The sequence below is a fragment of the Streptomyces sp. NPDC111516 genome (genome assembly GCF_055635345.1).
In genome coordinates, this window is sequence record NZ_JBVKBV010000001.1 from 466,853 (window position 1) to 488,982 (window position 22,130).

Here is a 22,130-nt window from a genome sequence, read left to right on the forward strand (position 1 = left end):
AGGTCACCCATGTCCGCGTCCGCGTTCCCCGGCCACACCCTCGAAACCGCCCCTCCTGCCGCCCGCCGCACCATGGAGGCGGTGACGAAGAAGCAGGGACATCTGCCCGCGGCCGTCGCCCGGCTCGCCTCGTCGCCGGAGCTGCTCGACGGCTTCCTGAAGATCAGCGCGATTTTCGAGTCGACCACCCTGGCCCCGCTCTCCCGCGAGGTCCTGATCATGACGATGGCGACCCGCAACGAGTGCCACATCTGCGTCGCGATGCACACCGCCAGGCTCACCGCACTCGGCGCAGACCCCGAGCTGATCGCCGCCCTGCGCGAGCAAAGGACCGTTCCGGACGAACGGCTGGAGGCGGTACGGCAGTTCACCCTGTCCGCGATCGCGACGTCGGGAGCCGTGGACGACGCGACACTCCAGGCGTTCCTGGCCCACGGGTACACCCCGCGCAACGCGCTCGAAGTGGTCCTGGGCATCGGTGCGTACACGATGTCGACGCTGGGCAACCGGATGACCGGGGCGCCGATGGACCCCCAAATGGCCGCCTTCGCCTGACACTTGACCCCCCTCCCCCGACATGAACGTGCGCACCGCACGCACCTGTTGTCATATGGCGCATCGCACGACACGGACACGCCGGAGTGACCATCGCACCATTCGTTCGTTCTGCTGAACGTGCGACCACTGCCAGAGGTACCTTCCGCATCCACCCCGGCCGATGGGGAGCAGGCCGGGGCCGCGCTCGTCGAGCACTATCCGCGCCTGGTCCGGCTCGGCTATCTCGTCCTGCCGCCGTCCCTCGGCAGCCACCGCCGCGTTGTGGCGGCGCACGCCCTGGCCCAGCGGTCCCTGCTGCCGGGGCGCCGGGCAGGGTATGCGTACGTCCGCGAGCGGTTGCTGCGTGCGGCGCTGGAGACGGGCCGTCCACGGCTTCGCCGGCTGCCGCCGCTCCTCCCGCTGGTGTGGGGAATGCGGCTGTTCCCGCACTCCGGCGGAGCGGAGGAACTCGCCCTGGAGCAAGCCCTGTCGGCACTCTCCGGTCCCGGACGCGCCGCATACGTCCTGCGCGGTCTGGAGCGGCTGGCCGATGCGGAGGTACGGCGGGTGCTCGCCGCCGCCGGTGTGGCGGATCCGCATGCGGCGCTCGCGTCGGCGGACGGCGTGTCGGCACCGTACGAGCTGCTCGGATCCCCGGAGTTCGATCCCTGTTCGCTCCAGGCCCGGCCGCCGGATCTGCTGCGCCGCCGTCAGTACGCGAAGGCGGCGGTGGCGGCCGTCGCGGCGCTGCTGGTGTGCGGGGCGCTGCTGGGGCTGCCGGGCCACGGCCGGGGGCGCGGCGCTCCGGCCGTGGCGCCGTACGCCCGGCACACCGTCGCCGAACAGGCGCTGGATCCGGTCGGATTGACCCACGTTCCGGCGACGTTCTGGCGGCGCTCGCCCCGTACCGACTTCACCTCCTGGCCCACCCGTGGCGACCGCGCCGGGGACCTCCGGCTGCTGCACCGCGCGCTCACCGTGTGGGCACACCCGGACGGTGCGGTGAGCTTGTCGGCGACGCCCGGGACGCCGGCCGGGCCGCCGATGGGGGCGCCGCAGCTGCTGTATGCGGGCGGGGTGGACCGGGCGACGGTGGTGCTGTTCTACGACGGGCTGCGCGTCGTGCGGTACGCGGAGCCCCGGGACGCCGCGCAGGACCGGGGCGTGGCGCTCGACTTCGCCCGGGTCGACAGTGCCGACAGGGCCTCGTCCGGCGCCCTGATCGTGGGCCGCACGGGCGGCCGGGTCCGCTATCTCACCGCGCCCTGGGTGCGTGCCGTGTCCGCACGGGATCTGCTCGCCCCGGGCGACGCCCCGCGGCCGTTGCACCGCACCGACGACGGGGTGACCGCCGCACTGAACAGCCCGGCGACGGCCCGGAGTTGTCGTTCCTGGAACGCGATCGAGCTGCGCGACGGCCCGGCGGCCCGGCTGATGACGGACCTCGGCGAGCTGACCCCCGCCCGGCTGACGTCGGGCCCGCCGGCCGCGCCGCACGACGTCCGGGGGCGGGCGGAGCGGGACAGTTGGGCGCGGACCGCCTGCCTGCTGCCCGCGGTCCGTTCGCACGGCGTGCGGTCGGTGAACTCCTGGCAGTACGCCGAGCAGTCGCTGCCCGAGGACAACGGCTCGGCGCGCTGGCTCTGCACCCGGGCGGAGACCTGGCGGGGCACCGGAAGCCGGGTCCTCGCCCAGTTCCAGGCCCCGTCGGCTCCGTCCGTGACGACCGGCGGCCCGCCGGGGGCGGTCGCGGCCCGGGCCGAGGACTCACCGGCCTGCGGGATGCGCGATCCGCGAGTGCTGGCCGGGGTGCTGTGGAAGTCGCAGGGCGGGCGCTGGTACGTACTGGCCGCGGGCAGCGAGCAGTTCGCCTCGCTGGCCACGTCGGGCGGGGTGGAGGGCCGGTCCGACAGTCGTCTCCTCGCTGTACCGGCCAGGGCGGGCGACCGGGCACGGCTGAACGGGACGCTGACGGACGGCAGTCGGATGGGCGCCCTGCGCTGACCTTGCGATCCATGTTCCGCCCGGGTACGAGGAGCGTCCGGGCGTCCGGGCAGCAGCGACCGCTCGGTCGTCATCAGGTACCTCGGTGGAGGACTGGCAGGTGGGGCGGGGCGCCGGGGGGTGGGCGGCGGCAGTCGCGGGATGGCACGGAAGGCTGGGCAAGGTCCACGGTCTGCCTACACGGGTTGGTTCCACGATCAACGGCATTCCAGCAGATCGGGTGTCCTGGCGAGCGCGGCGCAGTCATCGGCGGCGGTCGAGGGGCGACGGTTGCCATGACCAATCCGAGCAGGCGCTTCGGCGCCTGCTGCGACAGGAGATCGTTATGCATGTTTCCCGCTTGGCTGCCGCAGTCTGTGTGGCCGCCGTCGTCGGGCTGGGCGGAGCCGGCGCGGCCCAGGCCGCCGCCCCCGTCGCCGCTGTCGGTACCCACTCCGTGCAGGTCCAAGACGACCGGCACGGGGATCGCGACCACCGCGACCACGGACGCCGGGACCACGACGAAGACCACTACCGCGACCACGGACGCCGGCACCACGACAAGGACCGCTACCGCGACCACAGGCGCTGGGACCACGACGAAGACCGCTACCGCGACCACAGGCGCTGGGACCACGACGAAGACCGCTACCGCGACCACGGACGCCGGCACCACGACGAAGACCGCTACCGGGAGCACCGTTCCCACTGATCCGGCCCGAACCGCTGTATGACGCGGGCCCGTGGCGCCCTCACCGAGAGGGACCGCCACGGGCCCGACGCCGCTCCACCACCAACCCACTCGGTACCCTGTCCACCATGACGACCGGGGTGCGGCGCAGGATGGGCGTCGAGGAGCGCAGACAGCAGTTGATCGGTGTCGCGCTGGAATTGTTCAGTCACCGTGCCCCGGACGAGGTGTCGATCGACGAGATCGCGGCTGCGGCCGGGATCTCCCGGCCGTTGGTCTATCACTACTTCCCGGGGAAGCAGAGCCTGTACGAGGCGGCGCTCCGGCGGGCGGCCGACGAGCTGGCGGCGCGGTTCGTGGAGCCGCGTGAAGGGCCGCTCGGAGCACGCTTGTCGAGGGTGATGGGGCGGTTCTTCGACTTCGTCGACGAGCACGGTTTGGGGTTCTCGGCGCTGATGCGGGGCGGGCCGGCGGTCGGCTCGTCGACGACGAACGCGTTGATCGACGGGGTCCGGCAGGCGGCGTACGAGCAGATCCTGGCCCATCTGGGCGTCGAAGACCCCCCGGCGCGGCTGGAGTTGGTCGTGCGTTCGTGGGTCTCGCTGGCCGAGTCGACGGCGCTGATCTGGCTGGACGGGCGGCGGATTCCGCGCGAGGAGCTGGAGACGCAGCTGGTGCACGACTTCGCGGCGCTGGCCGCGGTGAGTGCCGCGTACAGCACGGAAATGGCGGGCATCGTGCTGCGGGTCCTCTCGCAGGAGCCGGCGGACGGGCCGTTCGGGGAGCTGTTGAACCGGCTCTCCGCTCTGGCGCCCGCCGTTCCGGCCGTTCCCGCTCAGCGGCTGCCGTGAGCGGCGGTACGGGTCAGCTGAGCAGTTCGCCCTGGAGCGCGGCCGCCAGGCCCACTTCCGCGCTGTCGGCCCGGCCCCGTTCGAAGGCACGCTGGTAGGCGGCGTCGCCGACGGCTGCGCGGGCCCGGCGTTCGCAGGCCTCGCGCAGCGGGCCCAGTTCCGGGAAGGTGCCACGTTGCGGGTGGCCGACCATGCGCCAGTAGACCTGCCCCGTGCCGTAGACCCGGGCGGCTTGGGCCCCGGCGCCCTGGGCGGCGATCGCCGCGGCCAGGATGTCCAGGCCGAGCGCGATGCCGAAACTGTCGCGCATGCGGTGCTTGCCCGCGAGCATCGAGCGGGCGTGGGCGGCGGAGGATTCGGCGTCGTCCCGGAGCAGTGCGATCAGGGCGAGTTGGTAGTCGACGTAGCTACGGGTCCAGCACTCGTCCTGGGCTTCGCAGACCGCGCGCAGGGCTTCGGCGGCCTCCGCCGCCTCGTCCAGCCGCCCCAGGCCGGTCAGGGCGAAGAGCGTGATGAGGTGGCAGCGCAGCCGGTAGGCCGACTCCAGCGGGGTGGCGGCGCCGGTGGAGCGCAGCACCCGGTCGACCAGGCGGAGGCTCGCGTCCGGGCGGCCGGTCATCAGATGGGTGAGGCCGCACAGATAGGCGGCGGCGAGGATGCCTTCGTCGGCGCCGTCGCGGGCCGCGGCCCTGGTGCACTCCCTGCCCAGGCGCCGGGCGGCCGGGTAGTCGCCCTGGAGCATGACGGTGATGCCCAGCACCCACAGGGCGCGGGTGCGGTGGGGGCCCTCGGCCGGTCCGGCGTCCAGGGCGCGCTGCGCGTACTGGCGGGTCTGCGGCAGATGACCGCAGCAGCACCAGAAGAAGCCGATCCGGCCCGCCATCTCCTGGGCGGCCGCGGTGTCATGGGCCAGCAGGTGGTCGAGGGCGGCGCACAGGTCGGCGTGCGACTCGGCGATGCGGTGGTACCAGAGGATCTGGTCGTCCCCGGTCCAGCCCGCGTGGGCGTGGCGGGCCAGGCCGAGAAAGCAGGCGGCGTGCCGGTCGGCAGCGGACCGTTCCTCGCCGAGTTCGGCGAGCCACATCCGTCCGTACTCGCGGATGGTGTCGAGCATGCGGTGCCGTACGCCGTCCCGTCCGACGACGGACTTGGCGACCAGGCCGTGCAGCGCCTCGGTCACACCCGCCTCGGTGAGCGGCCCCTCGGCGCAGACCTGGCGGGCCGCGGCCTCGTCGAAGTTGCCGCGCAGGACGGTCAGCCGCGCCCAGAGCAGCCGTTCCAGCGGGGTGCACAGCTCGTGGCTCCAGCCGATGGCAGTGCGCAGGGTGCGGTGGCGCCGCGGCGAGAGCGAGCCGTCGGCCGGTACGTCGAAGCGGGAGCCGATCCGCAGGGCGACCTGCTCGACGGTGTCCCGGCCGAGGGCTCCCGCCGCCAGTTCGATGGCGAGCGGAATGCCTTCGAGGCGGCGGCAGATGTCGGCGGCGGACTCGGCGTTGCCCGGCGCGTCGAGGGCGAGTTCCGGTGCCGCCGCGGCTGCCCGGTCCCGGAACAGGGTCAGTGCGTCCCCCGCGCCCGCGACGGGCAGCGGAGGTACTACGACGAGATGCTCGCCCCTGATACCCAGCGGCTGCCGGCTGGTGGCGAGCACGGTGAGGCCGGGTGAGGTGGTGAGGATCTCGCCGAGCAGGTGCGCGCACGCGGAGCGCAGATGCTCGCACGAGTCGAGGACGAGCAGCATCTCCTTGTCGACGAGCCATTCGCACAGTGCGTCGATGGGCATGCGCAGGGTGCGGTCACAGAGCCCGACCGCGTCGGAGACGGTCGCGGTGAGCAGTCCGTCGTCGTGGAGCGGTGACAGGTCCGCCCACCAGGTTCCGTCGCGGTGCCCGGGCGCCGCCTGCCGGGCCGCGCGGACGGCGAGCCGGGTCTTGCCGACACCGCCGCTACCGGTGAGGGTGGTCAGCCGGTGCGTGGCGAGGGTGTGTTCGAGCCGGGCAAGTTCCGCTTTCCGTCCGACAAAACTCGTTGTCTCCTCGGGAATGTTGCTCGCCATCGTCACCGTCGCCGAAACAGGTGGACCGGCTGGTCCCGGCCCGTGGAAGGGCACGCCGGGGGTGCCGTGCTGCGGCGCCCCCGGCGGCTTGCTGCCTCTCAACGTAGTCCTGTCGGCTCTCAGTTCAGGGAAAACACCGCCACCGTGCGTCCCGGGACGGTGAAGCTTCCCGAACTCCTCTCGTACGTCGCCTTCTTGACGGTAGGATCCGCGCCCGCGGCCTGGACGGGATGCAGGGCGTACCGTTGCCCCGCCAGTCCGGCGATCTGCTGGGTCGTGGCGGCGGGGGTAGCGTTGAGGACGACCACCAGCTTTCCGAGCCGCATGGTGATCACCCCCGGTGTCTCGTCCTTCCCGGAGAGCGGGAAGGACAGGGCGGACTGCACCTGCCCGGTGGTGGCGAGGTCGAAATCCTTCTCGGTGGACCGGATGGTGAGCAGGTCCCGGTACGCGGCCCGGGCGCCGTCGATCTCGGCGCAGCCGGGGCTGAGCGCGGCGTCGGCCAGCAACGGCTTCGCGTAGGACCACTTGGACCGGTTGTCGGCGGCCGGGGGCAGTCCGCGGCCGAAGCCGTTGCCGTCGCGGCAGTCCCAGTGCAGCGCGTTGAACCAGTCGCCGCTGTCGTACGAGTTGCGGTCCAGGGACTTGGAGCGCAGCAGGTCGCTGCCGGCCTGGGACAACGAGGGGCCCTGCGAGAGGGTGGCCGTCGCCATCGCCAGCACCTGCATGCGGGCCCGGTCCGCCGCCGATGTGCGCGCCGGGAGTTTGAAGGCGAGCGCGTCGTACAGCGACTCGTTGTCGTGGGCGTCCGCGTAGGCGAGGGCGTCGCCGGGGACCGCGGCGTATCCGGCCGGGGCGCCGTTGTAGTCGACGGCGGAGCCCTTGACCGTGGTGCCGGAGGAGTCGGTGAAGGTGTAGTCGGCGAGGTTGCCGGTGAGGCCGACCTTGATCAGGTCCTGGTAGTGGAGCAGCCGGGCCTTCTGTTCGGCCTTCGTACCGTTGGCGGTCGAGGTGTTGGGGTCGGTGTAGAGGCCGGTGGCGAAGCCCTGCACGCCCGGGTCCTCGTCGAAGGGGCTGCCGCCGCGGACGGCGTCGCGGGACCGGTCGGAGAAGGTGGCGATGCCGGTGCCGGCCATGTTCTTCTGGGTGGCCTGGACGAAGCGGGCGTCGTCGGCGATCTCGCCGAAGTCCCAGCCCTCCCCGTACAGGATGATCTTCTTCCCGTCGACGCCGTCCTTGGCCGGGGTCAGCGCGTCGAGCGCCTTGCGGACGGCCAGGATGTTGGCCTTCGGGTGGTGGCCCATCAGGTCGAAGCGGAAGCCGTCGACCTTGTACTCCTTGGCCCAGGTGACGACCGAGTCCACGACGAGCTTGCCCATCATGGTGTTCTCGGGCGCGGTGTTGGCGCAGCAGGTGGAGGTGGCGACAGTGCCGTCGTCCAGCAGCCGCTGGTAGTAGCCGGGCACGATCCGGTCGAGGACGGACTTGTCGTCCTGGCCGGAGGCGACGGTGTGGTTGTAGACGACGTCCATGACGGTCCGCAGTCCGGCGCCGTTCAGCCCCTGGACCATCTGACGGAACTCGACGGTGCGCTTGGTGCCGTTCGGGTCGGAGGCGTAGCTGCCTTCCGGGACGGTGTAGTGCAGCGGGTCGTAGCCCCAGTTGAAGCCGTCCTTGGCGGCGGCCTTCGCAACGCAGGCCTGCTGCTCCTCGGAGTCGGGGGCGTACACGGACAGATCACAGGCCGGCTTCTGCTGTGCGGACTTCTTCTCGGGGATGGTGCCGATGTCGAAGGCGGGCAGCAGATGGACGTAGTTGGTACCGGAGTCGGCGAGCTGCTTGAGGTGTTTCATCCCGTCGGAGCGGGTGTCGGTGAAGGCAAGGTATTCGCCGGGGTGCTTCGAGGTGCGGTCCGCGATCGAGAAGTCGCGGATGTGCAGCTCCTGGATCTGCGCGTCACGCAGCGGGACGGCGGCGGGCTTGCGCAGGCCGGACCAGCCGCCCGGCGCCAGCTTCGGGTCCTCGAGGTCGACGACGAGGCTGCGGGCGGAGTCGGTGGTCAGTGCGGTCGAGTACGGGTCCGTGACCTTGTTGGTGACCATCTTCCGGACGGTGGGCGCCCAGACGTTCACGGCGTACCGGTAGGGCTTGCCGTTCCAGCTCTTCTGTCCCGTGACCGACCAGACGCCCGTACGGTCGTCGCGGCGCATGGAGACGGTCCTGCCGTCGAGTTCGAGGGCGACGGTACGGGCGGTGGGCGCCCAGACGGACAGCGTGGGGCGGCCGTGGTCGAAGACCGGGCCGAGCGAGGCGGTGGCCGCGTTCTTCCCGTAGAGGTCGTCGAGCACCCCCGCGCTCTGTACGCCGGTGGCGGCGAGCAGCGCACCGTTGACGGCGCGCTGGGTGGCGATCAGCTGGCCGCGCAGCGCCTCGCGCACCCTGTCCCGGTCCCGGACGTCGACGGTGAACGCCGGGTAGTCCTTGAGGTGCGGGTACTTCGCCTTCTGTGCGTCGCTCAGCGCGGACGGTGCGAGCCGCAGCCACTGCCCCTCGTCGGAGAGCGCCCCGTCGACGACGGAGATGCCGCCGCCCGATGCGTAGACGAGTTGCTGGCTGGTGGCCGCGGTGGCCTTCACCTTCCATACGACGGTGTCGGCGTCGATCCACTGCGCCTCGGCCTCCGTGAGGTCGGGAGTGGGGACACCGCCGGTCTGCGGCAGCAGGTAGCCGGGCGTGGAGCCGAGCATCCAGACCTCGTGCCCGTAGGTGGCGAGGTCGAGCGACTGGTCGCTGGGCAGGTCCTTCTCGTCGCCGCGGTGCAGGATGTAGCCGAGTGCGGTCGCGCCGTCGGTGAGCGGGACCTCGAAGGTGAGACCGGAGGCGTCCTTCTTCACCGGCTGGAGCGGCTTGGCCCAGTCGGTGGGGTTCTTGGCGCCGGTCCAGGTGTGCAGCCCCCAGCCGTCGTAGTCGCCGTCGGCCCGGTAGTAGTGCAGGACGGCCTTGGTGGTGTCCTGCGGCGGGTAGGCGCCGTCGGGGGCCGCTTCGGCCTGGCCGTCCTTGCCCTGCTCGATCCAGACCTGCCCGGTCCTCCCGAGCTCGACGGTGCGCCGCGGGCCGTCGGCGGCGCCGTCCTTCTCGACGGTGTACGGGACGGCGGCGGTGCCTGCGGCGGGCTTGATCCAGGCGAAGGCGCCGTAGGCGTCCCGTCCGGTGAAGCCGGCTGTCGTGTCTCCGGATGTGAGCTGCCAGCCGTCGTATTCGCCGTCGGCACGCTTGTAGTGGACGACGGCGTAGTCGCGCTCGACGGCTACGGGTTTCTCGGCGGCGGGTGGCTGTCCCGCGGTCGTCGAGGCGAGGGCACTCGCGGTGCGTCCGGTGCGGTCGACGACAACCGCCTTGTACTGCAAGGGCGTTCCGGCTGGCACCGTATCGCCCACGGTCTGGGTCACCCGGTACGGTGCGTGGTCGGCGGAACCGAGCGTGACCCACTTCCCGTTGCCGGTCCGGGCGGCGAACACGACGCGGTTGAGCTGTCCGCCGTCGACGTCCGCGGAGATCTCGACGGTGCCGGTGGCTCCGGCGGCGGGCGCCTTCAGGGTGATCGAGGGCTTGGCGGCGGGGGCGCCCAGGGGCCTTTCGGCGCGCAGCACGACGGTGGAGAGGGCGGGCACGGTGACGGTGATCTTCTTGTCGGTGCCGCTACGGACGTCGGTCGAACCGCCGTACAGCGTACGGAAGTTCATGTCGGCGGTCGCGGTGGGCAGCGCGACGGTCCTCGGCCCGGTGCCGTTGTTGGTGGCGACGACGTACTCGGTCGGCTGCTCGGGGTCCGTACGGGAGAAGGCGTACACGGACCCTTGCGCGTACCGCTCGGTCTGGATGCCGTCGCGCAGGGCCGGGTTCTTCCGGGTGAGCTCGGAGAGCGCGGCGATGTCCCGGTACAGGGGGTGGCTCGTGTCGTACGCATCCGAGGCGTGGGTGCGGTCGGTGCCCAGTTCGTCGTCGTCGAGGTAGTCGGCGGTCTTGGACGCGAACATGGTCTGGCGGGCGTCCTTGTCGCCGCCCGCGCCGGTGAAGCCCTGTTCGTCGCCGTAGTAGACGACGGGATTGCCCCGGCTGAGGAACATCACCTCGTTGGCGAGCCGGGCGCGTTGGACGAGTTCCGGGTCATCGGCCTTCGGGTTGTCCTGCTTGATGAACGACCCGATGCGTCCCATGTCGTGATTGCCGAGGAAGGTGACCTGCTCGTAGGCGTTGGCCTTGTCGGTGGTGTAGCGGTAGTCGTCGGCGAACACCGCCGCGAGTTTCGCGGCCGGGGCGCCCTGCGAGGCGTACTGGCGTGCCGCTTCCTGGAAGGGGAAGTCGAGTGTCGCGTCGAGCCGGCCCCGGGTGACGTAGGGCGAGGTGATGGCGGTGTCGGCGGAATAGACCTCGCCGAACATGAAGAAGTCCTTGCGCCCGTGCCTGGCCGCGTAGGTGTCCAGCGCTGTCGCCCATTGGGTCCAGAAGTCCAGGTCGACGTGTTTGACGGTGTCGATCCGGAAGCCGTCGATGTCGAAGTCGCGGACCCACTTCTCGTAGATGGCCGCCATGCCGGAGACGACCTCGGGCCGCTCGGTCCACAGGTCGTCGAGCCCGGAGAAGTCGCCGTACGTGGTGGACTCGCCGGAGTAGGTCGAGTCGCCGCGGTTGTGGTACATCGTCGGATCGTTGAGCCAGGCGGGGACCTTGTTGCCGGTGTTCTTCGGGGTGTACGGGAACGAGTCCGCGTCGACCTTCGCCAGACCCTTGCTGTCGTCGAACGGGCGGCCGTCCCTGTCGAGGTACGGGTAGGCGCCCTTGGGGCGGTAGCCGTACTGCTTCTCGGCGTAGTCGACGGTGTCCGCGGTGTGGTTGGTGATGACGTCGAAGAAGACCTTCATGCCCTTGTCGTGGGCCTTGTCGATCAGCTTCGACAGGTCGGCGTTGCTGCCGAAGTGCGGGTCGACCTGGGTGAAGTCGGTGATCCAGTAGCCGTGGTAGCCGGCCGATGCGTCTTTGCCGGTGCCCTGGACGGGGCGGTTCTTGAAGATCGGGGCGAGCCAGATGGCGGTGGTGCCGAGGCCCTTGATGTAGTCGAGCCGCCGGGTCAGGCCCTTGAGGTCACCGCCCTGGTAGAAGCCCTTGTCCGTGGGGTCGTAGCCGGTCTCCAGGCGTGAACCGGTGAGTCCGCCACGGTCGTTGGAGGTGTCGCCGTTGGCGAACCGGTCGGGCATGACGAAGTAGAACTGTTCACGCGTCAGGTCGTGGCGTGCGGGTTCGGCGGCCAGCCGGGCGTCCGAGGGCGGGCCCGGCGGTCTCGGCGCGGCGGACGCGGATGCAGCCGGGACGACGGGGAGGAGCGCCGTGCAGAGTGCTGCTACGGCTCCCCGTCTGAGGGTGGGACGGGACACGGGCGGGGTCTCCTTGTGTGCGGGGTGTGGTTCTCGGGGCGGGCGGACTTGTCGGGTGGCGGGGTGGGGCGGGCAGCGAGGCCCACGGCGCGCCGGGAGGGGGCGTTTCGGGGTACGTCCCCGGCCCCCGGGTCACCTGCCGGTCCGGGGCGCCGCGGTCGGCCCCGGACCGGTCATCGGGGTTCAGCCGCGCCCGACCGAGCAGGTACGGGCGCCCACCTGGAGCGCCAGGGCCGTGTTCGCGCCCAGTGTCGCGGTGAACCGGCCGGAGCCGTCGACGGTGACGCCGTTGCCGGACTGGACGTCGCAGTAGTCACCGGCGGGCAGCGACGTCCGGAACGTTCGGGTGAGCGGGGAGCCCTCGTGGTTGATCGCGACATACGCCTTCGACCCGCGGCCGAACGCGATCTGGTCGCCTCCGTTGTCCCACCAGTCGGTGACCGACTCACCGCGTGCCGTGTTGCGGAAGCCGACCATGGAGGAGATCTCGCGCCAGGCGTGCTGGCACTTCCAGCCGTCGCTGTAACAGGCGTTCACCGTACCGCCGTTGGGTGGGCCCGCATCCTTGTCGGTCCACTCGTAGCCGGAGTGGACGTCGGGCGAGCCGTACGGCCAGGCCAGCATGAAGACACTGGCAAGGGTGTAGTCGGCGCCGTCCTTGTAGTTGAGTGTGTCGCCGCCGCGCTCGGTGTCGTGGTTGTCGACGAAGACCGCGGCCTTCGACGACGGCATGAAGCCCCAGCCCTCGCCGAAGTTCTTCAGGTGGGCGAGGTTCTCGTTGTTGAAGACCTGCTTGAGGCTGCGGGCGTAGCGGAATTCCTGGACGTCCCCGGTCCCGGTGTACTCGTCGGGCTGGACCGCCTCGCCCGCGCCGTAGATCGCCTCCTGCTTCCAGTGGACGCCGGGGTTGCTCAGCCGCGACTTGATGTCGGCGAGGTCGGCCGCGGGCATGTGCTTGGCGGCGTCGATGCGGAAGCCGTCGACACCGAGGGAGAGCAGGTCGTCGAGGTAGGCGGCGATCCTGCCGCGGACGTAGTCCCCACCGGTGTCCAGGTCGGCGAGGCCGACCAGTTCGCAGTTCTGGACGTTGGCGCGATCCTGGTAGTTGGTGATCGGCGCGGTGCAGTCGTCCATGTCGGACGCGGAGTACACGCCGGGGTAGTCGTACTTGGTGTACGAGGAGCCGCCGGTGCCGGTGCCCGATCCCGCCGACATGTGGTTGATGACGGAGTCGGCGACGACCTTGACTCCCGCTCCGTGACAGGTGCTGACCATGGCGGCGAAGGAGGCGCGGTCGCCGAGTCGTCCGGCGATCCGGTAGCTGACCGGCTGGTACGAGGTCCACCACTGGCTGCCCTGGATGTGTTCCTGGGGCGGCGAGACCTGTACGTAGCCGTAGCCGGCCGGGCCGAGGGAGTCCGTGCAGGCCTTGGCCACGGAGTCGAACTTCCACTCGAAGAGGACGGCGGTGACGTCCTTGTCGCCCGGCGTGGAGGCCTGGGCGGTCGTGGTGGGGGCGACGAGAGCGGCGGCGCCTGCTATCAGGGCGAGCGCTGCAGACAGTGGTCTGCGTGCCATGTTTCCTCCTGCTGTGGGGGGAAATGCGGGTGACGGTGCAGCCTCACGTGGCAACGCGCCCTGCCCTCAAGGCTCCTGAAGGTTCTTGCTGCAAGAATGCAAACCTTGCCGCGGTGGAGACCGTACGATTCTGTCCGGCCTCGGTCAACCCTTTGGACATGGCCCGCTCGCATCCACGAAATCCAGCAGATTTCCTTCCGCAAGCCCTTACGCAAAACATTGCAGCGCTGTTACGTTTCTCCCGACTCCGGTCCGGTCCGGTCGGGGGTTCCGGTGATCCCGGGCCCCACGCGCCCGGCCGGCCGGGCCGGTCACGGACACGAGAGGCACCTGGAGCCGTTCACTCCCCGCGGGCAGATCAGGGCCGGCTCCCGGGTGCCTCTCCTGTGCGCCCGGCCGGCCCGGCCTCAGCTCAGAGACCGCGGACCGCGGCCGTGGAGCCCCGTACCACCAGCTCCGGCTGGAAGACGTACTCCGTACGCTGCACCGGGCTGCCGCCGATCTCCTCCAGCAGGGCGCTCACCGCGGCGGCCGCCATCGCCTGCACGGGCTGACGCACCGTCGTCAGCGGCGGGTCGGTGAACGCGATCAGCTGTGAGTCGTCGAAGCCCACCACCGACACGTCGCGCGGCACGTCGAGTCCGCGGCCCCGGGCCGCGCGCACGACGCCGAGCGCCATCTGGTCGCTGCCGCAGACGATGCCCGTGCACCTCTGGTCGAGCAGCGCACCAGCAGCGACCTGGCCGCCCTCGACGCCGAACAGTGCGGAGCAGACCAGGAGTTCGGCCTCGGTCCGGTCCATACCGAGGAGCTTCACGGCGGCGTCGAGAAAACTCTCGCGTTTGCGGCGGGACGGCACGTAGCGCTGCGGTCCGATGGCCAGGCCGACCCTGCGGTGGCCGAGTTCGGCGAGGTGGCCGACGGCCATCCGTACGGCGGCGGAGTCGTCGGGCGAGACGAACGGGGCGTTGATCCGTTCGTTGTAGCCGTTGATCAGGACGAAGGGCACACCGCGCTCGGTGAGTGCGGCGTACCGGGCCGGGTCGGCCGACAGGTCGGCGTGCAGCCCGGAGAGGAAGACGATCCCGCCGACGCCCCGTTCGACGAGCTGCTCGACGAGTTCGTCCTCGGTGGCGCCGCCGGGTGTCTGGGTGCAGAGCACCGGGGTGTAGCCGTGCCCGGCCAGCGCCTGTTCGACGGACTGCGCGAACGCCGGGAAGATCGGGTTGGTGAGCTCGGGCGTCACCAGTCCGATCAGCCCGGCGCTGCGCTGCCGCAGCCGTACGGGGCGTTCGTAGCCCAGGATGTCCAGCGCCGCGAGCACCCGCTGACGCGTGGTGTCCGCGACGCCCGGTTTCCCGTTGAGCACCCGGCTGACGGTCGCCTCGCTGACCGCTGCCTGGCCGGCGATGTCCGAGAGCCTCGGCGCACCACCGGTCCCGGGGCCCTTCTTCCGGATGTTGCCGGGCTCGGCCTGATCCGGAAGAGAGGCCCTGGGCGGGGGAACCGTCACACCGTCCACCACACCGTGGTGTCCGCGGGGAGCTCGATCTCGGCGCCGTCGGTGACGACCGGCGTGCTGGACAGCAGGACGGTGCCGCGCACAGGGACGCGCACCGGACGGCCCGTCGTGTTGACGGTGCAGATGAAGCCGGGGCGGGCGAAGACCAGCAGACCCTCGGGGGCCCGGAGCCACTCCACCGCGGTCCCGGCGCCGAGCCCCGGGTGCACCCGCCGGGCGGCGATCGCGGCCCGGTACAGCTCCAGCGTGGAGTCGGCGTCGCCGGTCTGCGCCTCGACGCTCAGAGCACCCCAGCTGTCGGGCTGCGGCAGCCAGCTGCCACCGCTGCCGAAGCCGTACGAGCTGCCCTCGCGGGTCCACGGAATCGGTACCCGGCAGCCGTCGCGGAATCCGTCCTGGCCCTCCGCGCGGAAGAATGACGGGTCCTGGCGGGCCTCGTCGGGCAGGTCGGTGACGTCGGGCAGGCCGAGCTCCTCGCCCTGGTAGACATACGCGGAACCGGGCAGCGCCAGCATCAACAGGGTGGCGGCGCGGGCCCGGCGCAGGCCCAGCGCGGGGTCTCCGGCCGTGCGGATCTGGGTGCCGAGGCCGGGCGGATTGGCGAACCGGGTGGTGTGCCTGGTCACGTCGTGGTTGGAGAGCACCCAGGTCGCGGGGGCGCCGACCGGGCGCATCGCGTCGAGCGAGGTGTCGATGACCTTGCGCAGCTCGGCGGCGTCCCAGGCGGTGGACAGGTACTGGAAGTTGAACGCCTGGTGCATCTCGTCGGGGCGCACGTAGTTGGCGGTGCGCTCGACGGTCGGGGTCCAGGCCTCGGCGACGGCGATGCGGTCGCCGGGGTATTCGTCGAGGATGGTGCGCCAGGAGCGGTAGATCGCGTGGACCCCGTCCTGGTCGAAGAACGGCATGACGTCGTTGCCGAGCAGCTTGAGCTGGTCGTGGGTGCCGAGGTCGGGCAGGCCGGCGGCCTTGACGAGGCCGTGGGCGACGTCGACGCGGAAGCCGTCGACGCCCATGTCGAGCCAGAAGCGCAGGATCGAGCGGAACTCGTCGGCGACGGCCGGGTGTTCCCAGTTGAAGTCGGGCTGCTCGGGTGCGAAGAGGTGGAGGTACCAGTCGCCGGGGGTGCCGTCCGGGTCGGTGGTCCGGGTCCAGGCGGGGCCGCCGAAGATGGACTCCCAGTCGTTGGGCGGGAGTTCGCCGTCCGTGCCCTTGCCGGGACGGAAGTGGTAGCGCTCGCGCAGCGCGGAGCCGGGGCCGTCCGCGATGGCACGCTTGAACCACTCGTGCTGGTCGGAGGAGTGGTTGGGCACCAGGTCCACAATGATCCGCAGGCCCAGCTCGTGGGCGTCCCGGATCAGCGCGTCGGCGTCCAGCAGGGTGCCGAACATGGGGTCGATGGCGCGGTAGTCGGCGACGTCGTAGCCCGCGTCGGCCTGCGGAGACGCGTAGAACGGACTGAGCCAGACCGCGTCGACACCGAGGCCCTTGAGGTACGGGAGTCTGCCGCGTACGCCTGCGAGATCGCCCATGCCGTCGCCGTTGCCGTCGGCGAAGCTCCGTGGATAGACCTGGTAGATCACCGCGTCCTGCCACCAGCCGGTCTGGTGGGCCGGAGCGTCGGCGGACGTGCCGGTGGAGGGGGCAGCGAGGTGCTGGGTCATGTCGTCCCTGGGGTGTCTGGGGTGGGGAGCGTCGCCGGACCGGGTCGGGATACCGGCGACGCCGTGACTTGGTGCGTGCGGGTCGTACGGGGCGGGCCGCGTCAGAGCCTGTCGGGTGAGCCCGGTCAGAGGTCGCCCGGCAGGCTCTCAGCCCTTGACGGCTCCGGCGGACATGCCGGTGACCAGGTGGCGCTGGGCGAAGAGGAAGACCAGGGCCGCGGGTATCGCGATCAGCACGGACGCGGCGGTCATCGCTCCCCACTGGGCTCCGTACTGGTTGACGAAGAGCTGCAGTCCGCCCGCGAGGGTGAGGTTGTCCTCGCCGACCATGAAAGCGGAGGCGTACGCCACTTCGCCCCACGCGGTGATGAAGGAGTAGAACGCGGTGACGGCGAGGCCGGGCTTGGCGAGCGGCAGGATGAGCCGCCAGAACGTGCCGAACGGGGTGAGGCCGTCGACCTGGCCCGACTCGTCGATCTCGCGCGGGATGGTGTCGAAGAAGCCCTTCATCATCCAGGCGCAGAACGGCACCGAGATGGTGAGGTAGGTGATGACGAGGCCGGCGGGCTGATTCAGCAGCCCCATGCCGGCCATGATGTTGTAGATCGGCACGATGAGGACGGCGACCGGGAACATCTGAGTGATCAGCAGCGTCCACATCAGCCCACGCTTGCCGGGGAAGCGGAAGCGGCTGACGGCGTAGCCGGTGGAGGCGGAGACGATGACGCCGAGAAGTGTGGTGAGCCCCGCGATGAGCAGGGAGTTGCCGAACCAGGTCAGGAACTTCGTGTTCTGGATCAGGTTCGTGTAGTTCTCGAACGTCGTCTCTTTGAAGAAGTCCGTGGTGGTCGCGTACGCGGCGGGCTTCAGCGAGGTGAGCAGGACCCACAGCACGGGGAAGACGGCGATCACGGACGCGACGACGAGCGTGAGGTGCAGCCCGACGGAGGCGATCGGCGAACGCTCGCCGCGCAGCCGGACCTTGCGCGCGGAGTGCCGCGCGGGGGTTGCGGGGGCGGCGGTTGCGGGGGCGGTGGTCACCAGTCGTCTCCCTGGGTGCGCAGGACTCGCCGGTAGACGGCGGCGAAGATCAGCAGGAGTACGAGGATCAGTACGCCCCAGGTGGAGGACTGCGCGAAGTCGCGCGGGCTGATCTCGAAGGAGAACTTGTACGCCTGGGTGACCAGGATCTGGGTGGCCTCACCGGGTCCGCCGCGGGTCAGCAGGAAGATCACCGGGAACATGTTGAAGGTCCAGATGGTGGAGAGCAGGATCACCGTGGTGGAGACCGGCCGCAGTCCGGGCAACGTGATGTGGCGGAACCGCTGCCAGGCGGTGGCGCCGTCCATCTCCGCGGCCTCGTACTGCTCACTGGGGATCGACTGCAGTCCGCCGAGCAGCGCGACCATCATGAACGGCACACCGAGCCAGACGTTGACGGTGATGACGGAGAACTTCGCCCAGGTGGGGTCGTTCAGCCAGGGTATGGCGTCGATTCCGCCGCCGGAGAGGATCTTGTTGAGCAGCCCGCGGTCCTTGTTGTAGAGGAACCGCCAGGCGAAGACGGAGACGAAGCCGGGGATGGCCCAGGGCAGGATGAGTGCCATCCGGTACACGGAGCGGCCGGCGATCCGGCGGTTGAGGATGTTGGCGAGGGCCATGCCGAGGGAGAAGGTGATGGCCACACAGGAGACCGTCCACACCAGGGTCCAGCCGAGCGTGCCGAGGAACTGGTCGCCGGTGATCGCCTCGGTGTAGTTGTCCAGGCCCACGAACTTGTACGTGGCGGGCATGTGGTTGACACCGATGGACCGGGCGACGTTGCGCTCGTTGGCGTCGGTCATCGACAGGTAGATGCCGCGGACCAGCGGATAGCCGATGATCACGCCGATCACGACGACGACCGGGGCGACCATGGTCCACGCGTACCAGTGGGTCGACAGGGCCCGCCGGAGCCTGCTCGGCGGCGGGGGGTTGCCAGTACCGCGGCTCCGGCCGCGGGCGACGTCGTCGCCCGCGGCCTTCGCCACCGACTGGCTGGTGTGGACAGCCATCAGCCGGCCTGCCTTCCTGTTACTTCCAGCCCTCGAGGAGCTTGCGGTAGGAGTCGCCGGTCGTCTTGACGGCCTTCTCCGGCGTCGTCTGGCCGGTGAGGACCTTGGTGTACTCGGTGACGAGCGGCGCGAAGAGGCTGCCGGTCTCCGGGATCCAGGGGCGCTCGACGGCGGTCTCGACGACGGGCTTGAAGAAGCCGACGATCTCGTTGTCGATGACGTCCTGCTTGGCGTAGGCGGAGGTACGGGTCGGCAGGAGGCTCAGCTCCTTGGTGACCTTGGCCTGGGTGTCCGCGGACGTCATGTAGTCGACGAACGCGTAGGAGGCGTCGAGGTTCTTGGAGCCCGCGTAGACGGCCAGGTTGTGACCGCCCTGCGGGGCGCCCTGCGCGGCGGAGCCGGCCGGGACCGGGGCGATGCCCAGGTTGGCCTTGTCCTTGAACTCCTTGCCGGCGTAGGTGTCGGCGACGGCCCACGGGCCGTTGATGATCATGGCGACCTTGCCGTCCTTGAAGGACGACTGCATGTTCTCCCAGCCGTCCGTGGCATCGGTCTTGGCCGCACCGGAGTCGACGAGGTCCTTGACGACCTTCATCGCCTTGACGCCCTCGGGGTTGTCGATGGTGACGGACTTGGTGGAGGCGTCGACCATGTCGCCGCCCTCGCCGTAGAGGAAGGAGAGGAACCAGTACGCGTCGTCGCCGCGCAGGTACATGCCGGTCTTGCCGGTCTTGTCCTTGATCTTCTTGGAGACGGTCTTCAGCTCGTCGACGGTCTTGGGGACCTCGACGCCGGCCTCCTTGAAGATCTTCTTGTTGTAGAAGATGCCCATGGAGTCGATGACCTGCGGCACCGCGTACGTCTTGCCGTTGTACTTGGTGGACGCGGCGGCCTGCTTCAGGAAGTCGTCCTGGTTCTTCAGCGCGGGGGTGCCGTCGAGCGGGGCCAGGTAGCCGAGATTCGCGAAATCGGGGGTCCAGGCGACCTCGGAGCGGATGACGTCGGGCGCGTCGGAGCCGGACTGCGCGGCGTTCTTGAACTTGTTCTGCGCGTCGCCGAAGGGCACGTTGACGTACTTGATGTGGACCTTCGGGTGCTGCTTGGTGAAGTCCTCGGCGATCTTCTTGAAGACCTTGTCCTCGCTGCCCACGGTAGAGGTGTCCCACCACGTCACCGTGCCGGAGAGCTCGCCCGAGCCCTTGCTGGTGCCGTCGGACTTGTCGTCACTGCCGCAGGCGGTCGCCGCGAGCGCCAGGGCCGCGACCAGGGCGGTGGCCGTTATGCCACGTCGCATCTGAACTCCTTCAACTGCCGTACCGCTCCGTCGCGGCGCCGGGTCGACGTGAACGTAACAAGGATGAAAGAACGCCGAAAGAGTTTGCGGAAGATTTCTGCAAGCCCCGACGATCGTTACATTCGCGTGTCCTCACGGTTGCCGTCAAGCCTCTTGACGGGAGGTGTCGATCCCTGGCAGTGGCAGGCCACAGCCCGTAATCCCGTAGTGCGACGATCTGACCGCGGTCCGCGAACCGGGCTCGCAAGTCTTTGCAAGATGTTGCCGCGACGGAGCCCCGGACCACTCCACAGGCGTGGTCGCCCGATTCCTGCGGATGGTGGGCAATCCGACATACGCCCGGTACAGTCCACTTCCATGACCGCACGGCTTGCCGATATCGCAACTCAGGCGGGGGTCAGCGAAGCGACGGTCAGCCGTGTACTGAACGGCAAGCCCGGTGTTGCAGCGGCCACCCGTGAATCAGTCCTCGCCGCGCTCGACGTTCTGGGCTACGAACGTCCCGTACGGCTGCGCAGGCGCAGCGCGGGACTGGTCGGGCTGATCACGCCCGAGCTGGAGAACCCCATCTTCCCGGCGCTGGCGCAGGTGATCGGCCAGGCGCTGACCCGGCAGGGCTACACCCCGGTGCTGGCGACCCAGACCCCCGGCGGCTCCACCGAGGACGAACTGACCGAGATGCTGGTCGACCGCGGCGTCTCGGGCATCATCTTCGTCTCCGGGCTGCACGCCGACACCTCTGCCGATATGCAGCGCTACGAGCAACTGCGCGCCCAGGGCGTCCCGTTCGTCCTGGTCAACGGCTTCTCGCCCAAGGTCCAGGCGCCGTTCATCTCGCCGGACGACCGGGCCGCGATGCGGCTCGCCGTGACGCACCTGGTGTCACTGGGCCATCAGCGGATCGGCCTGGCGGTCGGGCCGAAGCGGTTCGTGCCGGTCCTGCGCAAGATCGAGGGCTTCCGGTCCACCGTGCAGGAGCAGTTGAACCTCACCGCGGACGAGGTGGAGGAGCTGATCCAGCACTCACTGTTCACGCTGGAGGGCGGGCAGGCCGCGGCGTCGGCACTGATGGAGCGGGGTTGCACGGCGGTGGTGTGCGCGAGCGACATGATGGCGCTCGGTGCGATCAGGGCCGCCCGCCGGCTGTCGCTGGAGGTGCCGCGCGATCTGTCGGTGGTGGGCTTCGACGACTCGCCGCTCATAGCGTTCACCGATCCGCCGCTGACGACGATCCGTCAGCCGGTCACGGCGATGGGCCAGGCCGCCGTGCGCACCCTCCTTGAGGAGATCGGCGGCACACCCGCCCCGCACAGCGAGTTCGTCTTCATGCCCGAGCTGGTCGTTCGCGGTTCAACGGCCGCGGGCCCCGGCCCCGCTCCCGCCGCCCCCGGACCTCCTCCAGGTTCGCACGCCCGCCCCTAGGCCCTGTCCTGCACACAGATGTACGGCCCGGATCCGACCGGAGAATGATCGGGCGGGAAGGACATTTCTGGCAGACTCTGTCCCTATGGGTGAATTGAGCGTGACGTCACAGGAAGCCCGGTTGGAGGCCACCCCGTCACGCATCGTGGACGAGGCGGCCCCGGCGGCGGACGCGGAGCAGAACGCCGGACGGCGCGACAGCGGCCTGGTGAGACTTCGTTCCCCGCGTTCCCTGCGCTCCTTGCGGTCGCCGCGCCGGCCACGCGTCTGGTTCGAAATCCTGCTGATCGCGGCCAGTTACTGGGTGTACTCCCTGGTGCGCAACGCCGTCCCGGAACAGCGGGCCGACGCGCTGCGCAACGCCGACCGGATCTGGTCGGTCGAGACCTACCTGGGCATCGCCGTCGAGCAGACGGTCAACCACGCGGTGGATTCCGTGACATGGCTGATCGTGTCGATGAACTACTACTACGCGACGCTGCACTTCGTCGTCACCGGCTGCGTGCTGGTGTGGCTGTTCCACCGTCACCCCGGCCGTTACGCGGCGGCCCGTCTGGCCCTGTTCGCCACCACGGCCGTGGCGCTGCTCGGCTACTACCTGTATCCGCTCGCACCGCCCCGGCTGATGAGCGGCGGCCACTTCATCGACACCGTACTGGTCCATCAGACCTGGGGTTCGATGGCCTCGGGCAACTTCAAGAACATGTCGAACCAGTACGCGGCCATGCCCTCGATGCACATCGGCTGGTCGCTCTGGTGCGGCCTGACCCTCTTCGCACTGGCCTCCGCGCCCTGGGCCCGCGTCCTGGGCCTTCTCTACCCGGCGGTCACCCTGCTCGTGATCGTGTCGACCGCCAACCACTTCTGGCTGGACGCGCTGGGCGGCCTGCTGTGTCTGGCCACCGGTTACGCGGTCTCCTACGGCTGGTACGGCTCGCTGCCGCACCACCTCGCGAAGCGGGTGCCGCTGCCGCTGGAGAGGCCGCGGCCGGCCGCCCTGCCCGCGGGCGCGGCGGGACACAACTGAGCGGACCGGGGTCCGGGGCGGC

Annotated in this window: 13 protein-coding genes and 1 pseudogene; 6 read left to right on the top strand and 8 right to left on the bottom strand. The window is 70.2% G+C overall.

Annotated elements, in window-relative coordinates:
• The first annotated feature begins 9 nt into the window (after positions 1-9).
• The 4 genes from ACZ7L9_RS02175 (at position 10) to ACZ7L9_RS02190 (ending at position 4,062) form a co-directional block, all read left to right on the top strand.
• Complete coding sequence (locus tag ACZ7L9_RS02175) at positions 10-555, top strand: carboxymuconolactone decarboxylase family protein (protein WP_471411703.1); 546 nt, start codon at positions 10-12, stop codon at positions 553-555.
• A gap of 120 nt (positions 556-675) precedes the next feature.
• The gene (locus ACZ7L9_RS02180) at positions 676-2,541 is read left to right on the top strand and encodes a hypothetical protein (protein WP_471411705.1); all 1,866 of its coding nucleotides are present in this window, start codon (positions 676-678) and stop codon (positions 2,539-2,541) included.
• 340 nt (positions 2,542-2,881) lie between these two features.
• Complete coding sequence (locus tag ACZ7L9_RS02185; protein WP_471411707.1) at positions 2,882-3,232, top strand: hypothetical protein; 351 nt, start codon at positions 2,882-2,884, stop codon at positions 3,230-3,232.
• 107 nt (positions 3,233-3,339) lie between these two features.
• Positions 3,340-4,062: a TetR/AcrR family transcriptional regulator gene (locus ACZ7L9_RS02190; protein WP_471411709.1), complete on the top strand. Its 723-nt coding sequence runs from the start codon at positions 3,340-3,342 to the stop codon at positions 4,060-4,062.
• Between the two features lie 13 nt (positions 4,063-4,075).
• On the opposite strand, the gene ACZ7L9_RS02195 is transcribed toward ACZ7L9_RS02190, so the two are convergent.
• From ACZ7L9_RS02195 to ACZ7L9_RS02230, 8 genes and pseudogenes are all read right to left on the bottom strand, one after another.
• Positions 4,076-6,115, bottom strand: coding sequence for an ATP-binding protein (locus tag ACZ7L9_RS02195; protein ID WP_471411711.1), 2,040 nt, complete (start codon positions 6,113-6,115; stop codon positions 4,076-4,078).
• Positions 6,116-6,234: 119 nt separating this feature from the next.
• A complete protein-coding gene (pulA, locus tag ACZ7L9_RS02200; RefSeq protein ID WP_471411713.1) occupies positions 6,235-11,547 on the bottom strand; it encodes a pullulanase-type alpha-1,6-glucosidase in 5,313 nt (1,770 codons plus the stop codon).
• Positions 11,548-11,733: 186 nt separating this feature from the next.
• Positions 11,734-13,125, bottom strand: a pseudogene (locus tag ACZ7L9_RS02205) (alpha-amylase); the annotation flags it as partial.
• A gap of 412 nt (positions 13,126-13,537) precedes the next feature.
• Entirely contained in the window at positions 13,538-14,650 is a 1,113-nt protein-coding gene (locus ACZ7L9_RS02210; RefSeq protein ID WP_471411715.1) for a LacI family DNA-binding transcriptional regulator, read from the bottom strand.
• A complete protein-coding gene (locus ACZ7L9_RS02215) occupies positions 14,635-16,311 on the bottom strand; it encodes a glycoside hydrolase family 13 protein (protein ID WP_471411717.1) in 1,677 nt (558 codons plus the stop codon). Before ACZ7L9_RS02215 ends, ACZ7L9_RS02210 begins: the two co-directional genes overlap by 16 nt.
• Positions 16,312-16,458: 147 nt before the next feature.
• Positions 16,459-17,352, bottom strand: coding sequence for a sugar ABC transporter permease (locus ACZ7L9_RS02220; RefSeq protein WP_471411719.1), 894 nt, complete (start codon positions 17,350-17,352; stop codon positions 16,459-16,461).
• Entirely contained in the window at positions 17,349-18,365 is a 1,017-nt protein-coding gene (locus ACZ7L9_RS02225) for a carbohydrate ABC transporter permease (RefSeq protein ID WP_471411721.1), read from the bottom strand. The genes ACZ7L9_RS02220 and ACZ7L9_RS02225 overlap by 4 nt, the downstream gene beginning before the upstream one ends.
• Before the next feature lie 19 nt (positions 18,366-18,384).
• Complete coding sequence (locus tag ACZ7L9_RS02230; RefSeq protein WP_471411723.1) at positions 18,385-19,659, bottom strand: extracellular solute-binding protein; 1,275 nt, start codon at positions 19,657-19,659, stop codon at positions 18,385-18,387.
• Between the two features lie 357 nt (positions 19,660-20,016).
• Here ACZ7L9_RS02230 and ACZ7L9_RS02235 point away from each other — a divergent pair, with 357 nt between their 5' ends.
• Together ACZ7L9_RS02235 and ACZ7L9_RS02240 are read left to right on the top strand one after the other, a co-directional pair.
• Complete coding sequence (locus ACZ7L9_RS02235; RefSeq protein ID WP_471411725.1) at positions 20,017-21,081, top strand: LacI family DNA-binding transcriptional regulator; 1,065 nt, start codon at positions 20,017-20,019, stop codon at positions 21,079-21,081.
• Positions 21,082-21,181: 100 nt separating this feature from the next.
• Positions 21,182-22,108, top strand: coding sequence for a phosphatase PAP2 family protein (locus ACZ7L9_RS02240; RefSeq protein WP_471411727.1), 927 nt, complete (start codon positions 21,182-21,184; stop codon positions 22,106-22,108).
• The last annotated feature ends 22 nt before the right edge of the window (positions 22,109-22,130 follow it).